Consider the following 17,202-nt stretch of genomic DNA (forward strand, 5'->3'; position numbering starts at 1 on the left):
TCACTCTCCTTCCTGGGCGGCGATGGCGTGCCGGAGTTCGGCGGGTGTCGGGGGCCGGGGGCCGGGCGGCACGGAGGACGCGGACGGCCTCGGGGCGCCGGCCAACGCCCGTAGGCGGGCCAGGAAGTCCCCGTCGGCGAAGACCTCCGCGGGTGTGTTCAGGCTCGTCTGGATCCGGGTGATCCCCCGCCATACGGTGCGGTCGGTGGCCGCTGCCGCTGCCGCTGTCGCCGCCGGGACCTGCCCGGGTACGAGCGGTACGGGCCGGCCGGGCGCGGGCCCCGGGGGCGCTCCGGTCTCGGCCCGCCACCGTTCGACCCGCGACCACGAGTCGTGCACCCCCTGGTCGAACCAGGGGCGCAGCACCCTTTCGACGAGCTCGGCCGCCGCCCGGCTCAACCGGTGGTCCGCAGCCGGGTGTTCCTCCAGCAGGTCCGCGAGCAGGAAGGCGTGCGCGAGGGCCAGGGACATGCCGCGGCCGAACATCGGATCGGTGACGCAGGCGGCGTCGCCGGCCTGGAGGAGCCCGGTGACCGTGCCCCGCCGGTCGGACGCGGTGCCCCGCAGGATGTTCGGCGGCATGCCGATGCCCCGTACCGGGCCGAGCGGCTGCGCCGCGTCCTGCTCGACCCAGGCGGCCAGGTACGGCGAGAGGCGGCAGGCGGCGGTGAAGGCGCCGGGCGTGCGCAGGGCCGTCATGGTGCGGTCGCCGGGCAGGGCGCCGAGCGTGATGGCGAAGACGTCGTTGTCCGCCGGGTGCAGCACGGCGGAGTAGTGGCCCCAGATGCCGCCGGCCGCGTTGCCCCGGTTGAGCGGACCCGGCGGCGGGCCGTCGGGGTGGCGCAGCCGGTAGAAGCGGCCGAAGGCGTGCAACCGGCTGGGGCCGGTCAGGTCGTCCGGTACCGGGACGCCCGCCGCGGCGAGCCAGGACCGGGACGCGGACCTGCGACCGGAGGCGTCCACGACCACGTCGGCGGTGACCCGCTCGCCGCCGTCCGTCACGACTCCCCGTACCCGCTGCCCCGTCGGCCCGGACGGGGCCAGCAGCAGTCCGGTGACCGTCGTGCGGTGGCTGACGGTCACGCCCGGCAGGGCCAGGGCGGCCCGGTGCAGCACGAGGTCCAGCACGGGACGGCGGACGAGCAGCGTGACGAGGTCCTCGTCGCCCGGCTCCCGGGCGGGCCCGGGGCCACCGGGGCCGCCGGGTGCCACGGTGGTGAGGTCGAGGAGCCGGGCCCCTTCAGCCAGCGCCGCGGCCAGGACGGCCGGCGCGTGGCGGCGCAGCATCCGTACGCCGAGGGCGTTCAGGATGTGGTCGTGGACGGCCTGGGGGACCGTGGGCCGCCGCCACAGTTCCGCGCTCTTGACGACCGGCCCGTCCGGCGGGGGCCCGCTCCTTTCCAGGACCCGCACCCGGTGGCCGCGTCCGCCGAGCGCCAGGGCCAGCGCGAGGCCGGCGATGCCGCCCCCCGCGATCACGGTGGTCGTCATGGTCAGCGACGCCTGCCGTGCACGAAGAACACCCGTCGTACGTCCTTGATCCCGCGCGGCGGCACCGGGTCGGGCCACCGCCCGTAGTCGGCGTCCGGCTCGCCCGGCTGGACGGCGCGGACGTCGAACCCGTACTGCTCGAACAGGGCTTCGGGCTCGTCGGTGCCGAACACCCAGGGGCAGCCCCAGCCGGCGAAGACGTCCAGCAGCCCGCGCATGTGGGGCAGGTGCAGGGAGGCCCGGTTGACGATGTCGGCGGCGATGCGGCTGCCGGGTGCGCACAGGGCGGCGACCCGCTCCAGCATCCGGTGCGCGTCGGCCTCGGGGACGTAGTACAGCAGTCCCTCCAACAGCCACGTCGAGGGCACGGCGGGGTCGTAGCCGGCACCGACGAGACGGTCCTCCCAGCCGACCGCGGTGAGGTCGACGGCGACCGTACGGTGGTCGACCCGCGGCTGGACGCCCCGCAGCCGCTCGGCCTTGAAGTCGAGGACCGCGGGCCGGTCGACCTCGAAGTAGCGGACGTGTCCGGGCCACGGGAGGCGGTAGGCGCGCGAGTCCATGCCCGCCGGGGCCAGCACGATCTGGCTCGTCCCCGGCTCCCGGGCCGCCTGTTGCAGCAGGTCGTCGAAGAACCGCGTGCGGATGGCGTTGTAGTCCGGGGTACTGGGCAGGGTCCGCGGTCGGTCGGGCGGGAAGGTCGCGGACCTGATCTCGGCCAGCAACTGCGGACCCGCGTCCCCCACCAGCGCGGCGGCGTACGGGTCCTCGTACAGCCGGTCCTCGCGGCGGGTCTCGGCAGCCCGCAAGGCGGCCGTGAGCAGGGCGGTCCGTTCGACGGGGTTGAGTACGGGCACGGCAGGCTCCTTGGGGTGGGGTACGGGGGTCGGACGGCCGACGGGCCGGAAGGGGCGGTCAGCCCCCCGGCGTACCGGTCAGCGCCCCCGGCGTACCGGTCAGGCGCCCCCAGAGGGCGTCGTCCTGGCGGAAGAGGCGGTCCTTGACCTGGGTCGGGCGGACCCCCGTGCCGACCGCCTCGTGCCAGTCGCGGGCGAACGCCCCGGCGTCCAGCAGGCGTACGGCGGGAGCCCCCAGCCGACCGGCCGCCCGGGCCCGTGCGTACCCGTCGGACTCCGCAGCCAGCGCACCGTCCACGGCGGCGGTGAAACGGGCGGCCTCGGTCGCGTGCCAGGGGGTGCGGGGAGCGATCGCGAACACATAGCGCGGGGTGTGGTCCGCCGCCGGTTCGACCCGGCACGCCACGTTGTGCAGCGCGAGTCCGCCGGCGGTCAGGGCCGTGTGCAGGGCCCTGACCACCTGGGCGTCCCGCAGCCGCTCACCCGCCGCGTCGGACCGGCCGCCCCGGCCCGCGTACTCCACCCGTGGCACCCCGCCGACCCGGTCCACGACCCGGACCACGTCACCGACCGCGTACCGGTACAGCCCGCCGACATGACTGAACACCACGTGGTACTCCTGGCCGGTTTCGAGTTCGTGCGGCAGCAGGGTGTCCCGGTCGGGGGCGAGGTCCTGATCGGCGGGCACGAACTCGTACACCGAGGCCGACGCGACGAGGCTGCCCGCCGAGGCGTGCCGGTCCAGCGCCACGCCGACCGGACCTTCCGAGGCGGCCACCGGCGCGGGCAGCACGGTGATGCCGGCGCCGAACTCCTCCCGCAGCGCCGGTAGATAGAGCGAGGCCACTCCGGTCGACCAGCAGAACAGCGCCCGGATGCGGGGCCACACATGTGCGGGGCGCACGGTCCCGAAGTAGTCCGCCAGTCGTTCGAGTTCGGCGGCGCGCTCGGGGTCCGGCGCCCGGTGGGGCACACCGCCGAGGGTGCCGTCGCGCACCTCCTTCACGATCCGCGGCCACCACAGGTTCAGCTGGTACGGGACGGCGGCGATCATCGCCGGATTGATGCCGATCAGAGCGCGCACGTCGCTCTGCACCGCCAGCCGGAGCCGCAGGTACGCCCGCTCCAGGTGGTCACCGGGCTCGGTGGGCACCGGGAGCGTCGCCCACGGTGCGCCCGTGCCGGGCTCGGCGGCGAGGGGTTCGCCGAACCTGGCGCCGAAGTCCACCTGGCTGGCGCCCACGTGCGGCCGGCCGTCGGCGGTGGTGGGCGGGGCGCTCAGCGGATCGTGCTTGAGGTTGAGGACGGCGTCGGGCCGGTCCAGCACGTCCGGGAAGTGCTCGATCAGCGGGGCCCACGCCGCGAAGTAGAACGGCATGAACGTCGTCCTCATGAAGCGCGGGGTGACGGGCACCTTCTTGTGCGCTCCGGTGCTGCCGCTGCTGGTGAAGTAGACCGCGGGGGCGTCGGCCGACAGCAGGTTCCGCTCTCCGGCGGCCGTCCGCTCGATCAGGGGGGCGTGGGCGGCGTAGTCGCGCACCGGTACGGCCGCACGGAAGTCGTCCATCGTACGGATACGACCGAAGCCGTGCTGCCTGCCGAACTCGGTGGCGGCGTTGAAGCCCAGCAGATCGGTGAGGACGCGCTGCTGCGCGCCCCGCAGGTCGGCGTGCTCGGCGGCCAGTCGCTCGCGCGCGGCGAACACGCGCTGACGGTAACGGTCGGTGTGGCCCGGGGTGTGCCAGCCGGAAGGAACGTTCACGCGCTCAGCACCTCCCGTACGGCTTCGGCCGCCCGGTCGGCGTCGGGTTGCTCGCGGAGCATGGTCACCGGCAGGTCCCGCACCTCCTCCAGCATCAACTCGCGCAGGTTCTTCTGGTACCGCTCGAAGTCCGCCCGGTCGCCGTCGTCCCCGTCGTGCTCCAGGAGGTTGAGCCGTGCCCCGTTGCCCCGGCGGCGCCAGGCCGTGCCGGGCGAGACGTCGAGGAAGACGACCCCGCTCGGCTGCGGGAAGGAACGCCACCAGGAGTACATCCGGCTGTCCCGGACACCGGCCGTCCGGCACTTCGCCAGGATCTTGTAGTAGTACGAGTCCACGAGCACCGGCACCTCCGGGTCCCCGCCGCAGACCTGGTCCCTGAGGTGGACCACGGCCGTCTGGAGCACGCTGGCCAGGAAGTCCACCGAGTAGGCGGCACCGAGGCCCGGCAGCAGGTGCGCGTGCAGGTCCCGCCGCAGGCGGGGGATCAGCGCGTGCTCGGGGGCGACGAACGCGTCGTCCGTCGAGACCAGCCGCCACTCGGGCAGCATCCCCGCGAGCCGCCGCATGACCGACGACTTGCCGGCCCCGTCGGGCCCCAGCAGCACGTGGAACCGACGCCCGTTCATCGGGTACGCATCGGCGAGGGACGCCGGGCCAGCCGGTCGCGCAGCTCTTCGTCGTCGCCCACGACCACGGGGTGCCCGACGAGTTCCAACATCGGCAGGTCGGACACGTGGTCTCCGTAGGCGTAGCAGTCGCCCGGGTCGACATCGGGTCGGGAGGCCAACTGGCTCAACACAGCCGCACGTTTGCCCTCGCCGATGACCGGGGTGTCGACCTCGCCGGTGTACCTGCCCTCCGAGACCAGCGGGCGGGTGCAGTGGATCGCGGCGGCCCCCACCTCCCGGGCCAGTGGTTCCAGGAGGGGCGGGAACGAGCCGGAGACCAGGACGAGGGTCGCGCCGGCGGCGCGGTGGGCGCGCAGGGCACGACGCGTGGAGTCGATGTAGAAACCCCGGGTGGACGCGGTGCGTTCGGTGAACCAGTCGTCCGCCAGGCGCGTGACCGTCGCCACGGAAACGTTCTTGTAGTGGCTGTAGTAGAAGCGGTTGATCTCCGCCCGGGGCGCTGCGTCGGCGGCGCGCCGGCGGATCGCGGCGGTGATCCGCTCGTACTCCTCCTCACCGGCGGTGCCGTGGCGGCGCACCAGTTGGTAGTGGAGGAAGTCGAACATGCTCTTGATCGTGATCAGCGTCTCGTCCACATCGCTGAAGACGATGTAGGGCCGGTCCACATCGGACACGTACGTGGCTCCTTGTCATGACGGTTGGCGGCCCGCCCGGGACGTACGGGCCGCCGTTTCAGGTGCAGCTCCTCGCCATGGTCATGACATGCGCGCCTCCGTCCTCGCCGGAGGCGCTGCCGCTGCCGCAGCCGCCGTGGCCAGGGCCACCCCGTCCTGGAGGGAACGCTGCGCCGCCCGCATCTCCTTGGCGTGGGAGGCCCGGGTGTCGAAGGCGGTGAACCGGACGTCCAGGCCCGCGGTCTCCGACCCGCCCTGAGTCACGGTGAGTTCGCAGTGGAACGTGGCGCGCGTGTGGTGCGGGGAGCGGTGGGCGAGGACGTGGCACCGCACGACCGCCGGCAGCGGGAAGAGGAAGTTGCGGTACCGGGTGGCGAAGGAGTCGATGACGAAATATCTGCTGCCCACCGCTTCGGGCGGCAGGTAGAACTGCTCGGCCACGGCGATGAACATCTGCCGCCCGGCCTCCGTGGCCAGCATCCCCTGCATGTGCTGTCCGGTCAGGTGGTCGGACATCACCTCGTTGGCGGCGTCCACCAGCAGGTCCGCCTCGTACCAGTCGGCGCCGACCGGACGCGGCTCGGAGATCAGCACGTTCTCCAGGCGGTGCTTGTGCGCGATCTCCCGCCCGGCGCGGGTGTGCAGCGCCTGGTCGTCGATGACGACCCGGTCCGCGAGCCCGCGCCGGGCCAGGGTGTCGCGTACGAACTGGACGTCGAACAGGGAGACACCCTGCCCCAGGCTCACCCGGACCTCGCCGGGTCCCTCCGGAAACGTCCCGTTCTTGATCAGACGGGCCAACTGGGAGACGGTGAACACGCCTTCGTGGTGGGCGAACTCGGCGAACACGTCGCCGACGAGGAACATCGCGCCCGGCTTGGAATCGGTGACCCGGGACTCTTCGTGGGGCATGGCTCTCGACCTTTCCGTTCTCGTGTGTGGATGTCTCGGCGCTCGCGTCCTCAGCAGTCCTCGCGCCGGCCTCGCCGGGGACCCGTCACGTCATTCGGTCGGACGCCGGCTCAGCTCCGGGAACTTCGGGTCGCTGCCCAGGGCCCCGCCCTCCGCCCAGCGGTTGCGCGGCACCTCCTGGATGTAGACGGTGATCTTGTCCAGCGGTGCTCCCGTGATGCGCCTGACGGTGCGGGTCAGCTCCTCCATGAGTTCTTGGCACTGGGCGTCGTCCTGACCGTCCCAGGTGGTGACGGAGATGATGGGCATGGGCCTCTCCCGGGCTCTGTGGTCTTCCGTGGCGGTCCGTTGGTCCCGCCGGGTGTCCTGTTGCTGTGGCCGGCGCCGTCAGGGCTGTGGGGCCCCGGTGGTCCGCAGGTCCTGGAAGGACGGGCCGCGCAGCTTGAGATGGGCGTGGATGTCGCCGCCGAGACCGAACTCTCCGATGGCGCCGCCGTAGCTGCGCTGGTAGCTCATCCACAGCACGACCACGTTGACGATCCGGTTGGCGCCGGGGAGGTCCGGGTCCGGGAACGGGTTCGGCAGCGTGGCGTGGTAGCGGGCGGCGCCGTCGGCGTCCGTGACGAACACGTTCGGTACGCCGAGCGGGCCCGGCCGGGTCGGCCCCGCCGGATCGAGGTCACGGGCACGCAGCGACATCACGGTGTAGACGCTGTGCGGTACGAGGCGGGAGAACGCGAAGTCGAAGGTCCCGGACCGGCCGTCCGGGGTGACGCCGACCTCCAGGGTCCCGCTCGCCCGCATCCACTGGCCCAACGTCACCGGCTCGACGACCTTGGGCCCGTCCTGCGCCCGCAGGTCCGGGATCGGCACCTCGTGGAAGGCGTGGCTCGGCCGCTCGACCCGGTCGGCATCGGGCCGTTGCTCCGGCGCGAACACCATGGGGTAGTTGTTGCACGGCAGGGGCAGCGGCAGCGTGTGGAGGACCAGGTCCCGGTCCGCCCCGTCGGGGTCGGTGTCCAGTTCGCGCAGCACCGTGTAGGGGGCCAGACGACCGAACTCGGGAACCGGACTGTCCGGCGAGACCACCGCCGCGCCCCACTCGGGCACGGCCCCGCCGTCCGGGGCGGGCCGGTTGATCAGGCCCACCACCAGGAAGTTGCCGTCGCCGTCCATGACCTCGCTCGGCGGGTACAGGGGGCCCTGGGTCGTCAGACCGAGTGCGTGGGTCTCCCTGCGGTTCGGGGTCGCGAGCGGGGCCGGGCCGGTCCGCGTACGGGTCTCAGACATCAGCACGCTGGTAGACGCGCGTGTACAGACCGCTCTCGCCGCCCACGATGTAGCGGTCGCCCGCCTGCTGGACGATCTGCTGGTACTCCGGCGACGTGAAGACCGACTGGTACTCCTGCGGCTCGCACTCGAAGCCGGACACGAACATCACGCCGGGCTCGGTGCTCAGCAGCGAGTGGTACGCCAGGAACGCCTTCACCTGGTCCGCGCGCCGGACGACGTCGAAGATGGTGTTCTCCCGCCACTCGCGGTAGGCCGCGTACTCCCGCGGCTTCACCTCGATGTGCCGCAGCTGGACGTACGGGGTCTGCGGCAGCGGGTCGGCGACGTCCTTGGGCGCCTCGACGAACTCCAGGAGCTGGCGCCGGAAGTCGGTGACCAGGTCGCCCGACACCTCTTCCCAGAGCTTCTGCCAGCCCGCGCTCAGGGCGCCCAGCTCCGAGAGGTCCTTGACGGGCGTGATCTCCAGGACGTTGCCGTCGTCCACGCTGCGGTACAGGGCGCGGCCGACCACCGGCTCCTTCTGGTTCAGTTCGCCCCAAGCGGCCAGGACCTGGTCCTCCTTGCCGGGGGCTACGGCGACTTCGGTGAGGACGAGCAGGGTGGAAGACATCGGTGTTCCTCTCGAACGAAACGTGGCTGACAGCACGACCGGCAGCACGGCGGTCGCGTGGGGGGTGGGGGGTGACGAAGGTGATGGGGAACGACGAGGGTGCGCGGCGCGAACGATGCGTGGCGGCGCGGGGCGCGGCGCGTCAGGCTACGGTGACGCCCTTGGCAGCGAGCACCGCGGCTGCCTCCGCAACGGTCTGCTCGGGGACGAGTTCACCCATCTCGATCTCGACACCGAAGGACTTCTGCAACCGCAGCGCCAGTTCTTCCAGCAGCAGCGAGTCGATCTCCATGGCCTCGAACGTGGTGTCCGGTGTGACGTTCTCCGTCGACACGTCCAGTTCGGCCAGGACCGTGACCACCCGACTGACGATCGAATTATCCATTGCATTCCTCCGTGAATCAACAGGAACGCCGACTTTCGATGGTTATTCGGCCACCTGAAAGAGGGCGGAATGTCATCGCGGGAAGGGAACTCTTCGAATTCCTCCGCGTCCCACGGATTCATCATGGGATCCGGGAGCGGGCGGAGGAAGTGTCTCCTGATCGTGGTGGTGCGAACACCACCCGTACCGAAAACCGGATCACGGTCCCGGAGTCCGGCTTTCGCATCGGCGTACGGTTCAGCCGGCGGCGCCGGCGTGCGCGCCGACCAGCTCGCGCGGCCGCTCGGCCGAATCCGTCCCGGGCTGGGCGATGTACAGGGTCAAGAGCGATTCGGGGCAGTCCGGCACGCGCATCACCACGCGGTCGTAGACCCTCACCCCGGCCTGTGGGTGCGCGATCTTACGGATGCCCTGGTTCGGGCCGACCACCTCGTGGCAGTCCCACAGCGCGGCGAAGCGCGGACTCCACCCACAAAGCCGTTCGGCCATCCGACCGAATTCCGGATCCTCCGGGAAACGGGCCGACTGCGCCCGGAACTGGGCGACCAATCCCCGCCCCACCTCGTCCGCGTCCGGGTATTTTTCGCGCGTGGACGGTTCGGTGAAGAATTTCTCCACGCAGTTGTCTCCACGAGTGTCGATGCGGAACAGGGAGCGGGCCGAACGGCTGGCCAGTTCGATGCGCCCGTACCTGTCGGTGATGTAGGCCGGATTGAACGACCATCCCTCGACGAGCGCGTGCATCCGCGCGTACGCGCTGTCCCACCGGTGGCCCTCCGTACGGGGTGGCGGGTTGTGGCCGGCCAGCCGGTAGAAGTACGTGCGCTCGCACTCTTCGAGCCGCAGGGCGTTGCTGACGGCGTTCACGATTCCTTCGGAGACGTTGATGTCCCGGCCCTGTTCGAGCCAGGTGTACCAGGACACCCCGACCCCGGCCAGGGCCGCCACCTCCTCGCGCCGCAGTCCGGGCGTACGCCTGCGCTCCACGTTCACCAGTCCGACTTCTTCCGGCGTGATCCGTTCCCGGCGGGCCCGCAGGAAGTGCCGCAGCCTCGCTCGCCGTAGGAGCCCGGACACCGGGGGAGATGCGGTTGCCTGCACGTAGCGACCTCTTTCCTTCTGAAGAACATTTCGGTGACGCAGACCGGGGGAGGAGACGGGGACGGGGATGGGGGCGGGGGAGCCGTAGGGGTGCGCCCGACGGTCAGGGCCCACCGGTGGTGGTGGCACCACCCTGTTCGACAGACACTCCCTCCCTCCGGTCCGCGACGTCAGACTGGCGGGCATGTTCCACACAGCGGCGAACATCCCGGCAGGCCCGGCGGCGGGTACGGCGGAGAGCATCCCGACGAAGAACGGGGCGGCACAGCTGCGCCTGTTCTGCTTCCACCACGCGGGCGGCAGCCCCTGGTCCTTCTCGGGTTGGGGGCAATGGCTCGGCCGGGAGGTGGAGGTGGTGCCGGTGTCCATGCCTCCCAGGTCGGCGCCCGCGGCCCGCGCCCCCGGTGCCGTCAGCACGATGGACGCCCTGGTGCGCGAGGTGACACGGCAGTTGACCCCCTTCCTCGACGAGCCCTACGCCTTCTACGGCCACAGCATGGGCTCGCTGGTCGCCTACGGAGTGGCGCAGCGGCACATCGCCGCGGGACGGCGCCCACCTGCTGCTTTCGTGGCCGGGGCCCACCGTGCGCCGCACGTCCAGGCTGCGCCCGACCTGACCGTAGGGCTTTCGGATCGTGCCGTCCTTGAGTTGTTGTTGGGTCTGGGTGGAGCCGGCCGTCTGCTGCGGGAGAACCCGGTACGCATGCGGGCGGTCACGGCCCGGCTCCGCGAGGACCTCCGGGTGTGCGCCACCTACCGACATCCGACGGCAGGGCACCGGCCGCTGCCCTGCCCGGTGCACGTCCTGCTGGGCCGCAGCGACCCCTTGGTCCCCGCCGCGGACGCCGCGGCGTGGCGCGTGCACACGAGCGCCCGCTTCACGCTCCGCTCCCTCCCGGGCGGTCACTTCTTCAACCGGGAACACAAGGACCTGTTCTTCGCCGAGTTGGGGCGCGTCCTCGGGGATCTCGACCACTGAACGACCGCCCCCCGACCAGGCTGCACCCGGCCCGCCCGCTGCCGCCGTACCGAGGAGCACGCGCGCGCCCGTGTACCGGGCATCCGGCTCTCAAACGGGCAGCGGTGTGATCCTCGCCGCTGACAGTGCGTGTCGGTGTGACCTAACTTCGGTCGGTATGGACGCCATGCCTTCCGGTACCGACAGTAAGAAGAAGCGGCGCAGCCAGCTGGCGCACTTCCTGCGCAGCCGCCGTGCAGGGCTCTCCCCCGAAGACGTCGGACTGGCAACGGCCGGCAGGCGCGCGAGGGTCGGGCTCCGCCGGGAGGAGGTCGCGGTCCTGGCCGGGGTGAGCGCCTCCTGGTACGCATGGCTGGAACAAGGTCGCCCCATCAAGGTCTCGGACGGGATCCTGGACGCCATCAGCCGCGCCCTGCGCCTCAGTGAACTCGAACGGGTGCACCTGTACCGGCTCGCGGACTCCAACCCGCCGTTACCGGTTTCGACTCCCGCCCCTTCGGACCCCGAAGTCTTCCAACGGCTCGTCGACACGCAGCTGTTGGGTCCGTCCTGCGTCATCGACCGTTACTGGGACGTCCTCGCCGCCAACGAATCGGCGGTGGACGTGCTGCGCCTGAACCGCGACGGCAACCACAACTTCCTGACCAGCTTGTTCACCGGTTCCCACGGCGAGCAGTATCTGAACCTGCCCCGGGTGGCACGGCAGATGACGGCCCGGTTCCGCCTCCAGGCCTCCTACGGCGCCGACGACCCGCGGTACGAGGAGATGGCGGACCACCTGTCGCGGAGCGATCCCCGGTTCGCCGAGCTGTGGGACCGCCACGAAGTCGAGGAGTTCGTCCCGACGGCCGTCGAACTGCACCGGCCCGACGACGGGCGCCTTCCCTTCGTGCTGTTCGCCATGGACCTGGACGAAGCCGCCCGCACCCGGCTCCTGGTGTACCTGCCGCCGGGCGTCGCCGGGCCCCCGTCGGCCTGGCAGTAGGCGCCGCACCGCACGGCGGGCAGGGTGGTGGTCCCGCCACCACCGCCGCCACCCACTGCGTCAGTACGGTCTGGAAGGGATCGGCCCGCCGCCGGACAATCGACCTACGTTTTCGAGACGGCTCGGCAGTCCGAGCCGTTCGTACCGGGTCGCGCCCGGTGGCCGCGTACCGCGGCCCGCCGGCGACGTCCGTTTCCGCGTCCGTCGCCCTTCGCCGAGCGGAGTGCGGCCCGTTCCACTGTGCCCGGTAGCGGCGTCCCGCACCGGCGATGAGGGAGGCCCCCCTTGACGTATGTGTCGTCCCACGGACAGTTACCCGCAGCGCCGCGCGCAGCGGTCCTCACCGGGCTCGGGACGTTCGTCCCGCCCCGCGTCGTGACCAATGAGGAGCTCTCCCGGACCCTGGACACCTCGGACGAGTGGATCCGTACCAGGACGGGCATCACCCAGCGGCACTGGGCCGATCCCGGGACCGCCACCGGCGACCTCGCTGTGGCAGCGGGCGAACGGGCGTTGAAGTCGGCCGGCTCCGGCGACGTCGACCTGGTGGTCCTGGCCACGACCACTCCGGACCACCCGTGCCCGGCAACGGCCCCCGACGTCGCCTCCCGGCTCGGCCTGGGGAACGTGGCGGCCTATGACATCGCCGCCGTCTGCAGCGGATTCGTCTACGCGCTGGCCTCCGCCGCGGGCGCCATCGCCGCGGGCACCGCCGAACGCGTACTGGTCATCGGCGCGGAGACGTACTCCACGATCCTCAACCCGGACGACCGCACCACCTCGGTCATCTTCGGCGACGGCGCGGGAGCCGTCGTGCTCAGGGCCGGTGACCCCACCGAGCCCGGTGCGCTCCTGGGGCACGACCTAGGCAGTGACGGCTCGTTGAAGGACCTCATCGTCGTTCCGGGCGGCGGCTCGCGGCAGCCGGCCACCGGAGCCGACGGGCCCGGACCGCGCCCCGCAGACTCGTACTTCACCATGCAGGGCCAGCACGTGTTCCGGCACGCCGTCACCCGTATGGCGGCTTCCTCCCAGGCCATGCTCGACCGCGCCGGATGGGCTCCGGAGTCCGTGGACCGGTTCGTGGGCCACCAGGCGAACGTACGGATCCTGCACGCGGTGGCCGATCAGCTCGGGATGGCGCGGGATCGGACGGTCGTCAACCTCGACCGTGTGGGCAACACCTCGGCCGCCTCCATCCCGCTGGCGCTCGCCGACGCCGTCACCGGCGGCTCGATCACACCGGGGGACCGCGTGCTGGTGAGCGCCTTCGGCGGCGGCGTGACGTGGGGATCGACCGCTCTGGTGTGGCCCGACGTCCTCGCGTACTGAGACCCACCCCCCGTCGGCCGTCGGTCAGAGGTGACCGACGGCCGACGCCCATGTCCGCCGTCCCCCGGCCGAGTCGTCCCCCGTACGCACGGAAGAACCAGAAGAACCAGAAGAACCAGAGGAGTTCCACATGACCGGATCGGCGATCCCCCTGAACATCGGCATCCTGGGTGCCGGGAACATCGGCCGCCCGCTCGGCCGACACTGGCTGGCCGCCGGCCACGCCGTGACGTTCGGCTCTCGGGATCCGGGCCGACTCGCCGCCTTCGTCGAACCGCTGGGCGACCGGGCCCGGGCCGCGACGTACGCCGAGGCGGTCGAAGCGAGTGACGTCGTACTGCTGTCCGTTCCGTACCCGGCCCTCGACGAACTGCTGGAGCAGTTGGAGGGCCGGCTCGCCGGAAGGACCGTGATCGACGCCACCAGCCCGATCGGCCTCTCCGAGGACGGCCTCTTCGTCTCCCAGCTCGGACCGGGCCTGACCCAGGGGAGCTGGGCCGCCGAGCGGCTGCCCGGCAGCCGCGTCGCACGCGCGTTCACCCACTTCCCGGACGAACTGCTGTGGTCGCGCGGCACGCAACAACGCCACTTCTGGGGCATGGGCATCGCGTCGGACGACCCGGGCGCCCGGCAGGTGACGGAGACGCTCGTGCGCGACGCCGGTTTCGTCCCGGTCCATCTGGGCCGCCTGGAGGAATCGGCCGCCGTGGATCCCGGCGGGGCGCTCTTCGGATACGTCTCCACCGCCGCGGGCCTGCGCGCCGCAGCCGGCCTCTCCGGCCGCGCCTGATCCCGTACGGAAACGCAGCGGACCGCCTGCCCCACCCGGACGGAGCCGGGCGGGGCAGGCGGTCCCTGTATGAGTGCGCGTGTACGTGCGGGTGCGCGAGCCGTACGAGCGGACGGGCCGGACGCGCCAGACGGCGGCCGGCCCGTCCACTCATCGCTCACCCCTCGGCCGCGCCCTGGGTGGCGAGGGGCCGGGACCCGGCCGCGGGACGCACGGCCACCGGCTTCTTCTTCGGGTTCGACCAGCGCCGTGTGATCGGCCTCTCGATCAGCTCGTACAGCGCCCACGAGGCCAGGATCGCGACGGCCATGCACAGCACCATCAGGCCGGCAGCCCCCGGAACCGAGTACGACGCGCTGCCCAGCAGCTTCCACACGCCGACCATCACGGTGTAGTGCACCAGGTAGAAGGCGAACGAGATGTCGCCGAGCCAGACCATCACGCGGTTGCGGAACAGCGTGAACCGTCCCTCGTTGTCCGCGATGGCGCCGGCGGCGATGAGCAGGGCGGCGGGGACGACGCAGACCGCCCGCGTCGCGTAGATGGGCGGCAGGAAGTAGCCCACCACGTAGCTGGCGACGAGCAGTGCGCCGGACCAGACCATGCCGATGTTGCGCCAGCGCCCCGCCATCACCGAGCGGGCCACGAGGATGCCCAGGGCGAAGTCCAGCACCCGGGGCAGCGGCAGGATGTACGAGAAGAAGTACTGGTTGATCGAGGTGTCGGGCTCCGTGGGCATCATCGCCCCGGCCGGGACCAGCAGCGTCGAGAGCAGCGGTGTCGCGATGATCCCGGCGGCCACGCCCAAGGCCCACAGGTTCAGCCGGTGCGCGGGGATCTTCTTGATCCAGTGCAGCAGGACCGGGAAGAGGAGGTAGAAGACGGCCTCGACGCCCAGGGACCAACCCGCCGGGTTCACGCCGAAGTTGATCGCGAAGTCCGGGTACCAGACCTGGACCATGAACAAGTTGAGCAGCCCGATCGTCATGTCCGTCAAGGGAGCGGCGAACACCAGCATGGCCAGCGTCCAGACCACGACGTAGTTGGGGACGATCTTGAGGAAGCGGCGCCGCCAGAAGCGCGGTGCGGTGTCGGTGTCCCGGGCCGACCAGGTCAGCACGAACCCGCTGAGCACGAAGAAGAAGGTGACGCCGAGGGCCCCGGCGTGGGCGACGGCGTCGTAGTAGGTGGTCACGGCCGAGCTGCTGCTCAGCCAGGGGACGCCCAGGAAGGCCAGGAGGGACGCGTGGTACAGGAACACCACGAAGGCTGCGGGGAAGCGTAATCCGGTCAGCGTGTCGAGGCGGTTCACCCGGGTGCGTCCCGGCGTCGCCGGGCCGGCGGCCGGCGGCGCAAGGCCCACGGTTTCGTGCTCCGTCCCACGCATGCGGTCCGTCGACAAGTCTCTGCTCCTTCAGGAGGGGGGATCTACGAGGCGGGGTGGTGTGACGAGTGGTGCGGCTCGACCCGGCCGCCGGCGTCCCGTTCCGCCGCAATGCCTCTGGCGGAACCGCAGGGGAATACCGACCCGATTTACCTTTCCGTTCTTTCCGTCTTTTCCGCGACGGTACGAAAAGGTGCCGGGAGTCGACCCGAGGAACCATTTCCCAATGGAAAGCTACCCGACGGGACGCCGCATTGCCGGGGTCAACTCATCCGGGTGCTCCCAGCACCAGCACGGTGGCCAACCCGTCGGCGCAGCCAGGGGCGTTCCCGCAGCGCGTAGCGCTGACCGGCCGGTGACTGGTGGTCCCACCACCATGACCCGGAGGCACTTCCTCCGTGGACCGCGGGCACGTGACAATGCGTGGGCGGACCCCTTTTGAATTCGTTCGGCACCGGCCCCGCCGTCGCGGTTCCCGCAGTTCCGATACCGCCCTTTCGCGCCCGTTCACCGCGCCTGCGCGCTTCCGGGCTGCCCGCGTGCAGAACCCCGTCCATCAATTCACCGCCGGACCATCGACCCGGGAGCAACGATGTCCCACAGCGTGACGACCAGTCAGAGCAGCAAGCGGCCCCCGGGCGACGATCCCGCCACGGGGCCGGCCGCCTCCGCCACCACTTCCGTGTCCGTCTCCGTCTCCGTCCCCGCGCCACCGTCGTCGCTGCGCAGCTGGCTGGCCGTGATCGGACTGGCCCTCGGCGTCTTCTCCTTCGTCACCACGGAGACCCTGCCCATCGGGCTGCTCCCGTCCATCGCCCAGGGCACGTCCGTGTCGTTGGGTACGGCGGGGTTCCTGGTCACGGGCTTCGCGGCGGTGGCGGCGGTGACCGCCGGACCCCTGACCGCGCTGACCGGGCGCGTGGACCGCAAATGGCTCCTCGTGGCCCTGATGGTCCTCTACATCGCCGGCAACCTCATGGCCGCCGTCGTCTCCAGCTATCCGCTGCTCCTGACCGCGCGCCTCGTCGTAGCCCTGGCCCACGGAGTGTTCTGGTCCATCGCCGTCTCCGTCGCCGTACGACTGGTCCCCGAGCGGCACGCCGTCCGCGCGACCTCGGTGGTCCTCGGCGGCATCTCCCTCGCCTCCGTCGCGGGCACCCCGCTGGGCACCGCCGTCGGCCAGTCCGCCGGCTGGCACGCCGCCTTCGTGTGCGTCGGGCTCCTGGGCATCCTCGTCCTGGGGGCGAGCCTGCTGTTCATGCCGGCCCTGCCCGCCCGGGGCAGCGGCAACCTGACCGTGCTGCTGCGCGTGCTGCGCCACCGTGCGTTGCGCGTCGCGGTCGCCGTCACCGCCCTGATCATGAGCGGCCACTTCCTCGCCTTCACCTACGTGGCCCCGTACCTACAGGAGGTGGCCGGTGTCCGGCCGTCCCTCGTCAGCGCGCTGCTGCTGGTCTTCGGCGTGGCCGGACTGGTGGGCAACTTCGCGGCGGGCGCCGTGGTCGGCCGAGCCCTGCGTACGAGTCTGATCGGCAGCACCGGACTCCTGGCCGTCGTCCTGGTGGTGATGTACGCGGGCGGAGGCAGCGGTCCGCTCGTCATCGCGATGCTGGTGTGCTGGGGGGTCCTGTACGCGGCCCTGCCGGTCGCGCTGCAGACCTGGGTCATGCGGCTGGTCCCCGAAGAGAGCGAGGCGGCCTCGTCGTTGTACGTGGCCGCCTTCAACGGGGCCATCGGTGTCGGGTCGTTCATCGGCGGCCTGATCATCGACGCCTCCGGTCCGCGCCCGGCGATGCTCGTGGCCGGCGCCTTCGCGCTCGCCGCCATGCTGGTGACAGCTGTCTTCGGCAGGCGCCGGGGAGGGGCGGCGCAGCCCGCCCGTTCGTGATCTAGGACGTGATCCCGGAGGCGATCGCGGGACGAGCCCCTCGTGGCCGTAAGGGGAGTCCGTACCGACTGTTTGGTGCAGTGGCTGTCGTGAGGCTCGGGCCCGGCTTCATACTCGACGAATCCCTCCG

At 71.5% G+C, this 17,202-nt stretch carries 17 protein-coding genes; 5 read left to right on the forward strand and 12 right to left on the reverse strand.

The window, feature by feature from the left end:
* From ABZZ20_RS05710 to ABZZ20_RS05760, 11 genes are all read right to left on the reverse strand, one after another.
* Positions 1–1,491 (reverse strand): hypothetical protein, encoded by a 1,491-nt coding sequence (locus tag ABZZ20_RS05710; protein ID WP_356867039.1) that lies wholly within the window; start codon positions 1,489–1,491, stop codon positions 1–3.
* A gap of 2 nt (positions 1,492–1,493) precedes the next feature.
* Positions 1,494–2,348 (reverse strand): SAM-dependent methyltransferase, encoded by an 855-nt coding sequence (locus ABZZ20_RS05715; RefSeq protein ID WP_356867041.1) that lies wholly within the window; start codon positions 2,346–2,348, stop codon positions 1,494–1,496.
* A 58-nt stretch (positions 2,349–2,406) separates the two neighbouring features.
* On the reverse strand, positions 2,407–4,110 hold the full coding sequence (locus ABZZ20_RS05720; protein ID WP_356867043.1) for a GH3 auxin-responsive promoter family protein: 1,704 nt from the start codon (positions 4,108–4,110) through the stop codon (positions 2,407–2,409).
* A complete protein-coding gene (locus tag ABZZ20_RS05725; RefSeq protein WP_356867045.1) occupies positions 4,107–4,736 on the reverse strand; it encodes a hypothetical protein in 630 nt (209 codons plus the stop codon). The genes ABZZ20_RS05720 and ABZZ20_RS05725 overlap by 4 nt, the downstream gene beginning before the upstream one ends.
* Positions 4,733–5,413 (reverse strand): HAD-IB family hydrolase, encoded by a 681-nt coding sequence (locus ABZZ20_RS05730; protein WP_356867047.1) that lies wholly within the window; start codon positions 5,411–5,413, stop codon positions 4,733–4,735. The genes ABZZ20_RS05725 and ABZZ20_RS05730 overlap by 4 nt, the downstream gene beginning before the upstream one ends.
* 81 nt (positions 5,414–5,494) lie before the next feature.
* On the reverse strand, positions 5,495–6,325 hold the full coding sequence (locus ABZZ20_RS05735; RefSeq protein WP_356867049.1) for an AfsA-related hotdog domain-containing protein: 831 nt from the start codon (positions 6,323–6,325) through the stop codon (positions 5,495–5,497).
* A 90-nt stretch (positions 6,326–6,415) separates the two neighbouring features.
* On the reverse strand, positions 6,416–6,634 hold the full coding sequence (locus ABZZ20_RS05740; RefSeq protein ID WP_356867051.1) for a tautomerase family protein: 219 nt from the start codon (positions 6,632–6,634) through the stop codon (positions 6,416–6,418).
* A 78-nt stretch (positions 6,635–6,712) separates the two neighbouring features.
* Positions 6,713–7,615 (reverse strand): hypothetical protein, encoded by a 903-nt coding sequence (locus tag ABZZ20_RS05745; RefSeq protein ID WP_356867053.1) that lies wholly within the window; start codon positions 7,613–7,615, stop codon positions 6,713–6,715.
* On the reverse strand, positions 7,608–8,228 hold the full coding sequence (locus ABZZ20_RS05750) for a hypothetical protein (RefSeq protein ID WP_356867055.1): 621 nt from the start codon (positions 8,226–8,228) through the stop codon (positions 7,608–7,610). Before ABZZ20_RS05750 ends, ABZZ20_RS05745 begins: the two co-directional genes overlap by 8 nt.
* A gap of 142 nt (positions 8,229–8,370) precedes the next feature.
* Positions 8,371–8,613, reverse strand: a complete 243-nt coding sequence (locus ABZZ20_RS05755) for an acyl carrier protein (protein WP_356867057.1) — start codon at positions 8,611–8,613, stop codon at positions 8,371–8,373.
* Positions 8,614–8,850: 237 nt separating this feature from the next.
* Positions 8,851–9,714 (reverse strand): helix-turn-helix transcriptional regulator, encoded by an 864-nt coding sequence (locus ABZZ20_RS05760; protein WP_356867059.1) that lies wholly within the window; start codon positions 9,712–9,714, stop codon positions 8,851–8,853.
* A gap of 184 nt (positions 9,715–9,898) precedes the next feature.
* Here ABZZ20_RS05760 and ABZZ20_RS05765 point away from each other — a divergent pair, with 184 nt between their 5' ends.
* From ABZZ20_RS05765 to ABZZ20_RS05780, 4 genes are all read left to right on the forward strand, one after another.
* Positions 9,899–10,693: an alpha/beta fold hydrolase gene (locus tag ABZZ20_RS05765; RefSeq protein WP_356867061.1), complete on the forward strand. Its 795-nt coding sequence runs from the start codon at positions 9,899–9,901 to the stop codon at positions 10,691–10,693.
* 157 nt (positions 10,694–10,850) lie between these two features.
* Complete coding sequence (locus ABZZ20_RS05770) at positions 10,851–11,678, forward strand: helix-turn-helix transcriptional regulator (protein ID WP_356867063.1); 828 nt, start codon at positions 10,851–10,853, stop codon at positions 11,676–11,678.
* A gap of 285 nt (positions 11,679–11,963) precedes the next feature.
* Positions 11,964–13,010, forward strand: a complete 1,047-nt coding sequence (locus ABZZ20_RS05775; RefSeq protein ID WP_356867065.1) for a beta-ketoacyl-ACP synthase III — start codon at positions 11,964–11,966, stop codon at positions 13,008–13,010.
* Between the two features lie 130 nt (positions 13,011–13,140).
* Positions 13,141–13,800, forward strand: coding sequence for an NAD(P)-binding domain-containing protein (locus ABZZ20_RS05780; protein WP_356867067.1), 660 nt, complete (start codon positions 13,141–13,143; stop codon positions 13,798–13,800).
* 157 nt (positions 13,801–13,957) lie between these two features.
* On the opposite strand, the gene ABZZ20_RS05785 is transcribed toward ABZZ20_RS05780, so the two are convergent.
* Complete coding sequence (locus tag ABZZ20_RS05785; protein ID WP_356867069.1) at positions 13,958–15,202, reverse strand: acyltransferase; 1,245 nt, start codon at positions 15,200–15,202, stop codon at positions 13,958–13,960.
* A 574-nt stretch (positions 15,203–15,776) separates the two neighbouring features.
* Between ABZZ20_RS05785 and ABZZ20_RS05790 the strand changes: the two genes are divergently transcribed.
* Positions 15,777–17,072: an MFS transporter gene (locus ABZZ20_RS05790; protein WP_356867071.1), complete on the forward strand. Its 1,296-nt coding sequence runs from the start codon at positions 15,777–15,779 to the stop codon at positions 17,070–17,072.
* Positions 17,073–17,202: the final 130 nt, after the last annotated feature.

Source organism: Streptomyces sp. NPDC006430 (genome assembly GCF_040612395.1).
Classification (GTDB): Bacteria; Actinomycetota; Actinomycetes; order Streptomycetales; family Streptomycetaceae; genus Streptomyces.

Excerpts from the sequence above, each read along its gene's own strand:
- ABZZ20_RS05710 (WP_356867039.1), bottom strand. The coding sequence starts at position 1,491 with ATGACGACCACCGTGATCGCGGGGGGCGGCATCGCCGGCCTCGCGCTG.
- ABZZ20_RS05725 (WP_356867045.1), bottom strand. The coding sequence starts at position 4,736 with ATGAACGGGCGTCGGTTCCACGTGCTGCTGGGGCCCGACGGGGCCGGC.
- ABZZ20_RS05735 (WP_356867049.1), bottom strand. The coding sequence starts at position 6,325 with ATGCCCCACGAAGAGTCCCGGGTCACCGATTCCAAGCCGGGCGCGATG.
- ABZZ20_RS05740 (WP_356867051.1), bottom strand. The coding sequence starts at position 6,634 with ATGCCCATCATCTCCGTCACCACCTGGGACGGTCAGGACGACGCCCAG.
- ABZZ20_RS05745 (WP_356867053.1), bottom strand. The coding sequence starts at position 7,615 with ATGTCTGAGACCCGTACGCGGACCGGCCCGGCCCCGCTCGCGACCCCG.
- ABZZ20_RS05750 (WP_356867055.1), bottom strand. The coding sequence starts at position 8,228 with ATGTCTTCCACCCTGCTCGTCCTCACCGAAGTCGCCGTAGCCCCCGGC.
- ABZZ20_RS05755 (WP_356867057.1), bottom strand. The coding sequence starts at position 8,613 with ATGGATAATTCGATCGTCAGTCGGGTGGTCACGGTCCTGGCCGAACTG.
- ABZZ20_RS05765 (WP_356867061.1), top strand. The coding sequence starts at position 9,899 with ATGTTCCACACAGCGGCGAACATCCCGGCAGGCCCGGCGGCGGGTACG.
- ABZZ20_RS05770 (WP_356867063.1), top strand. The coding sequence starts at position 10,851 with ATGGACGCCATGCCTTCCGGTACCGACAGTAAGAAGAAGCGGCGCAGC.
- ABZZ20_RS05780 (WP_356867067.1), top strand. The coding sequence starts at position 13,141 with ATGACCGGATCGGCGATCCCCCTGAACATCGGCATCCTGGGTGCCGGG.
- ABZZ20_RS05790 (WP_356867071.1), top strand. The coding sequence starts at position 15,777 with ATGTCCCACAGCGTGACGACCAGTCAGAGCAGCAAGCGGCCCCCGGGC.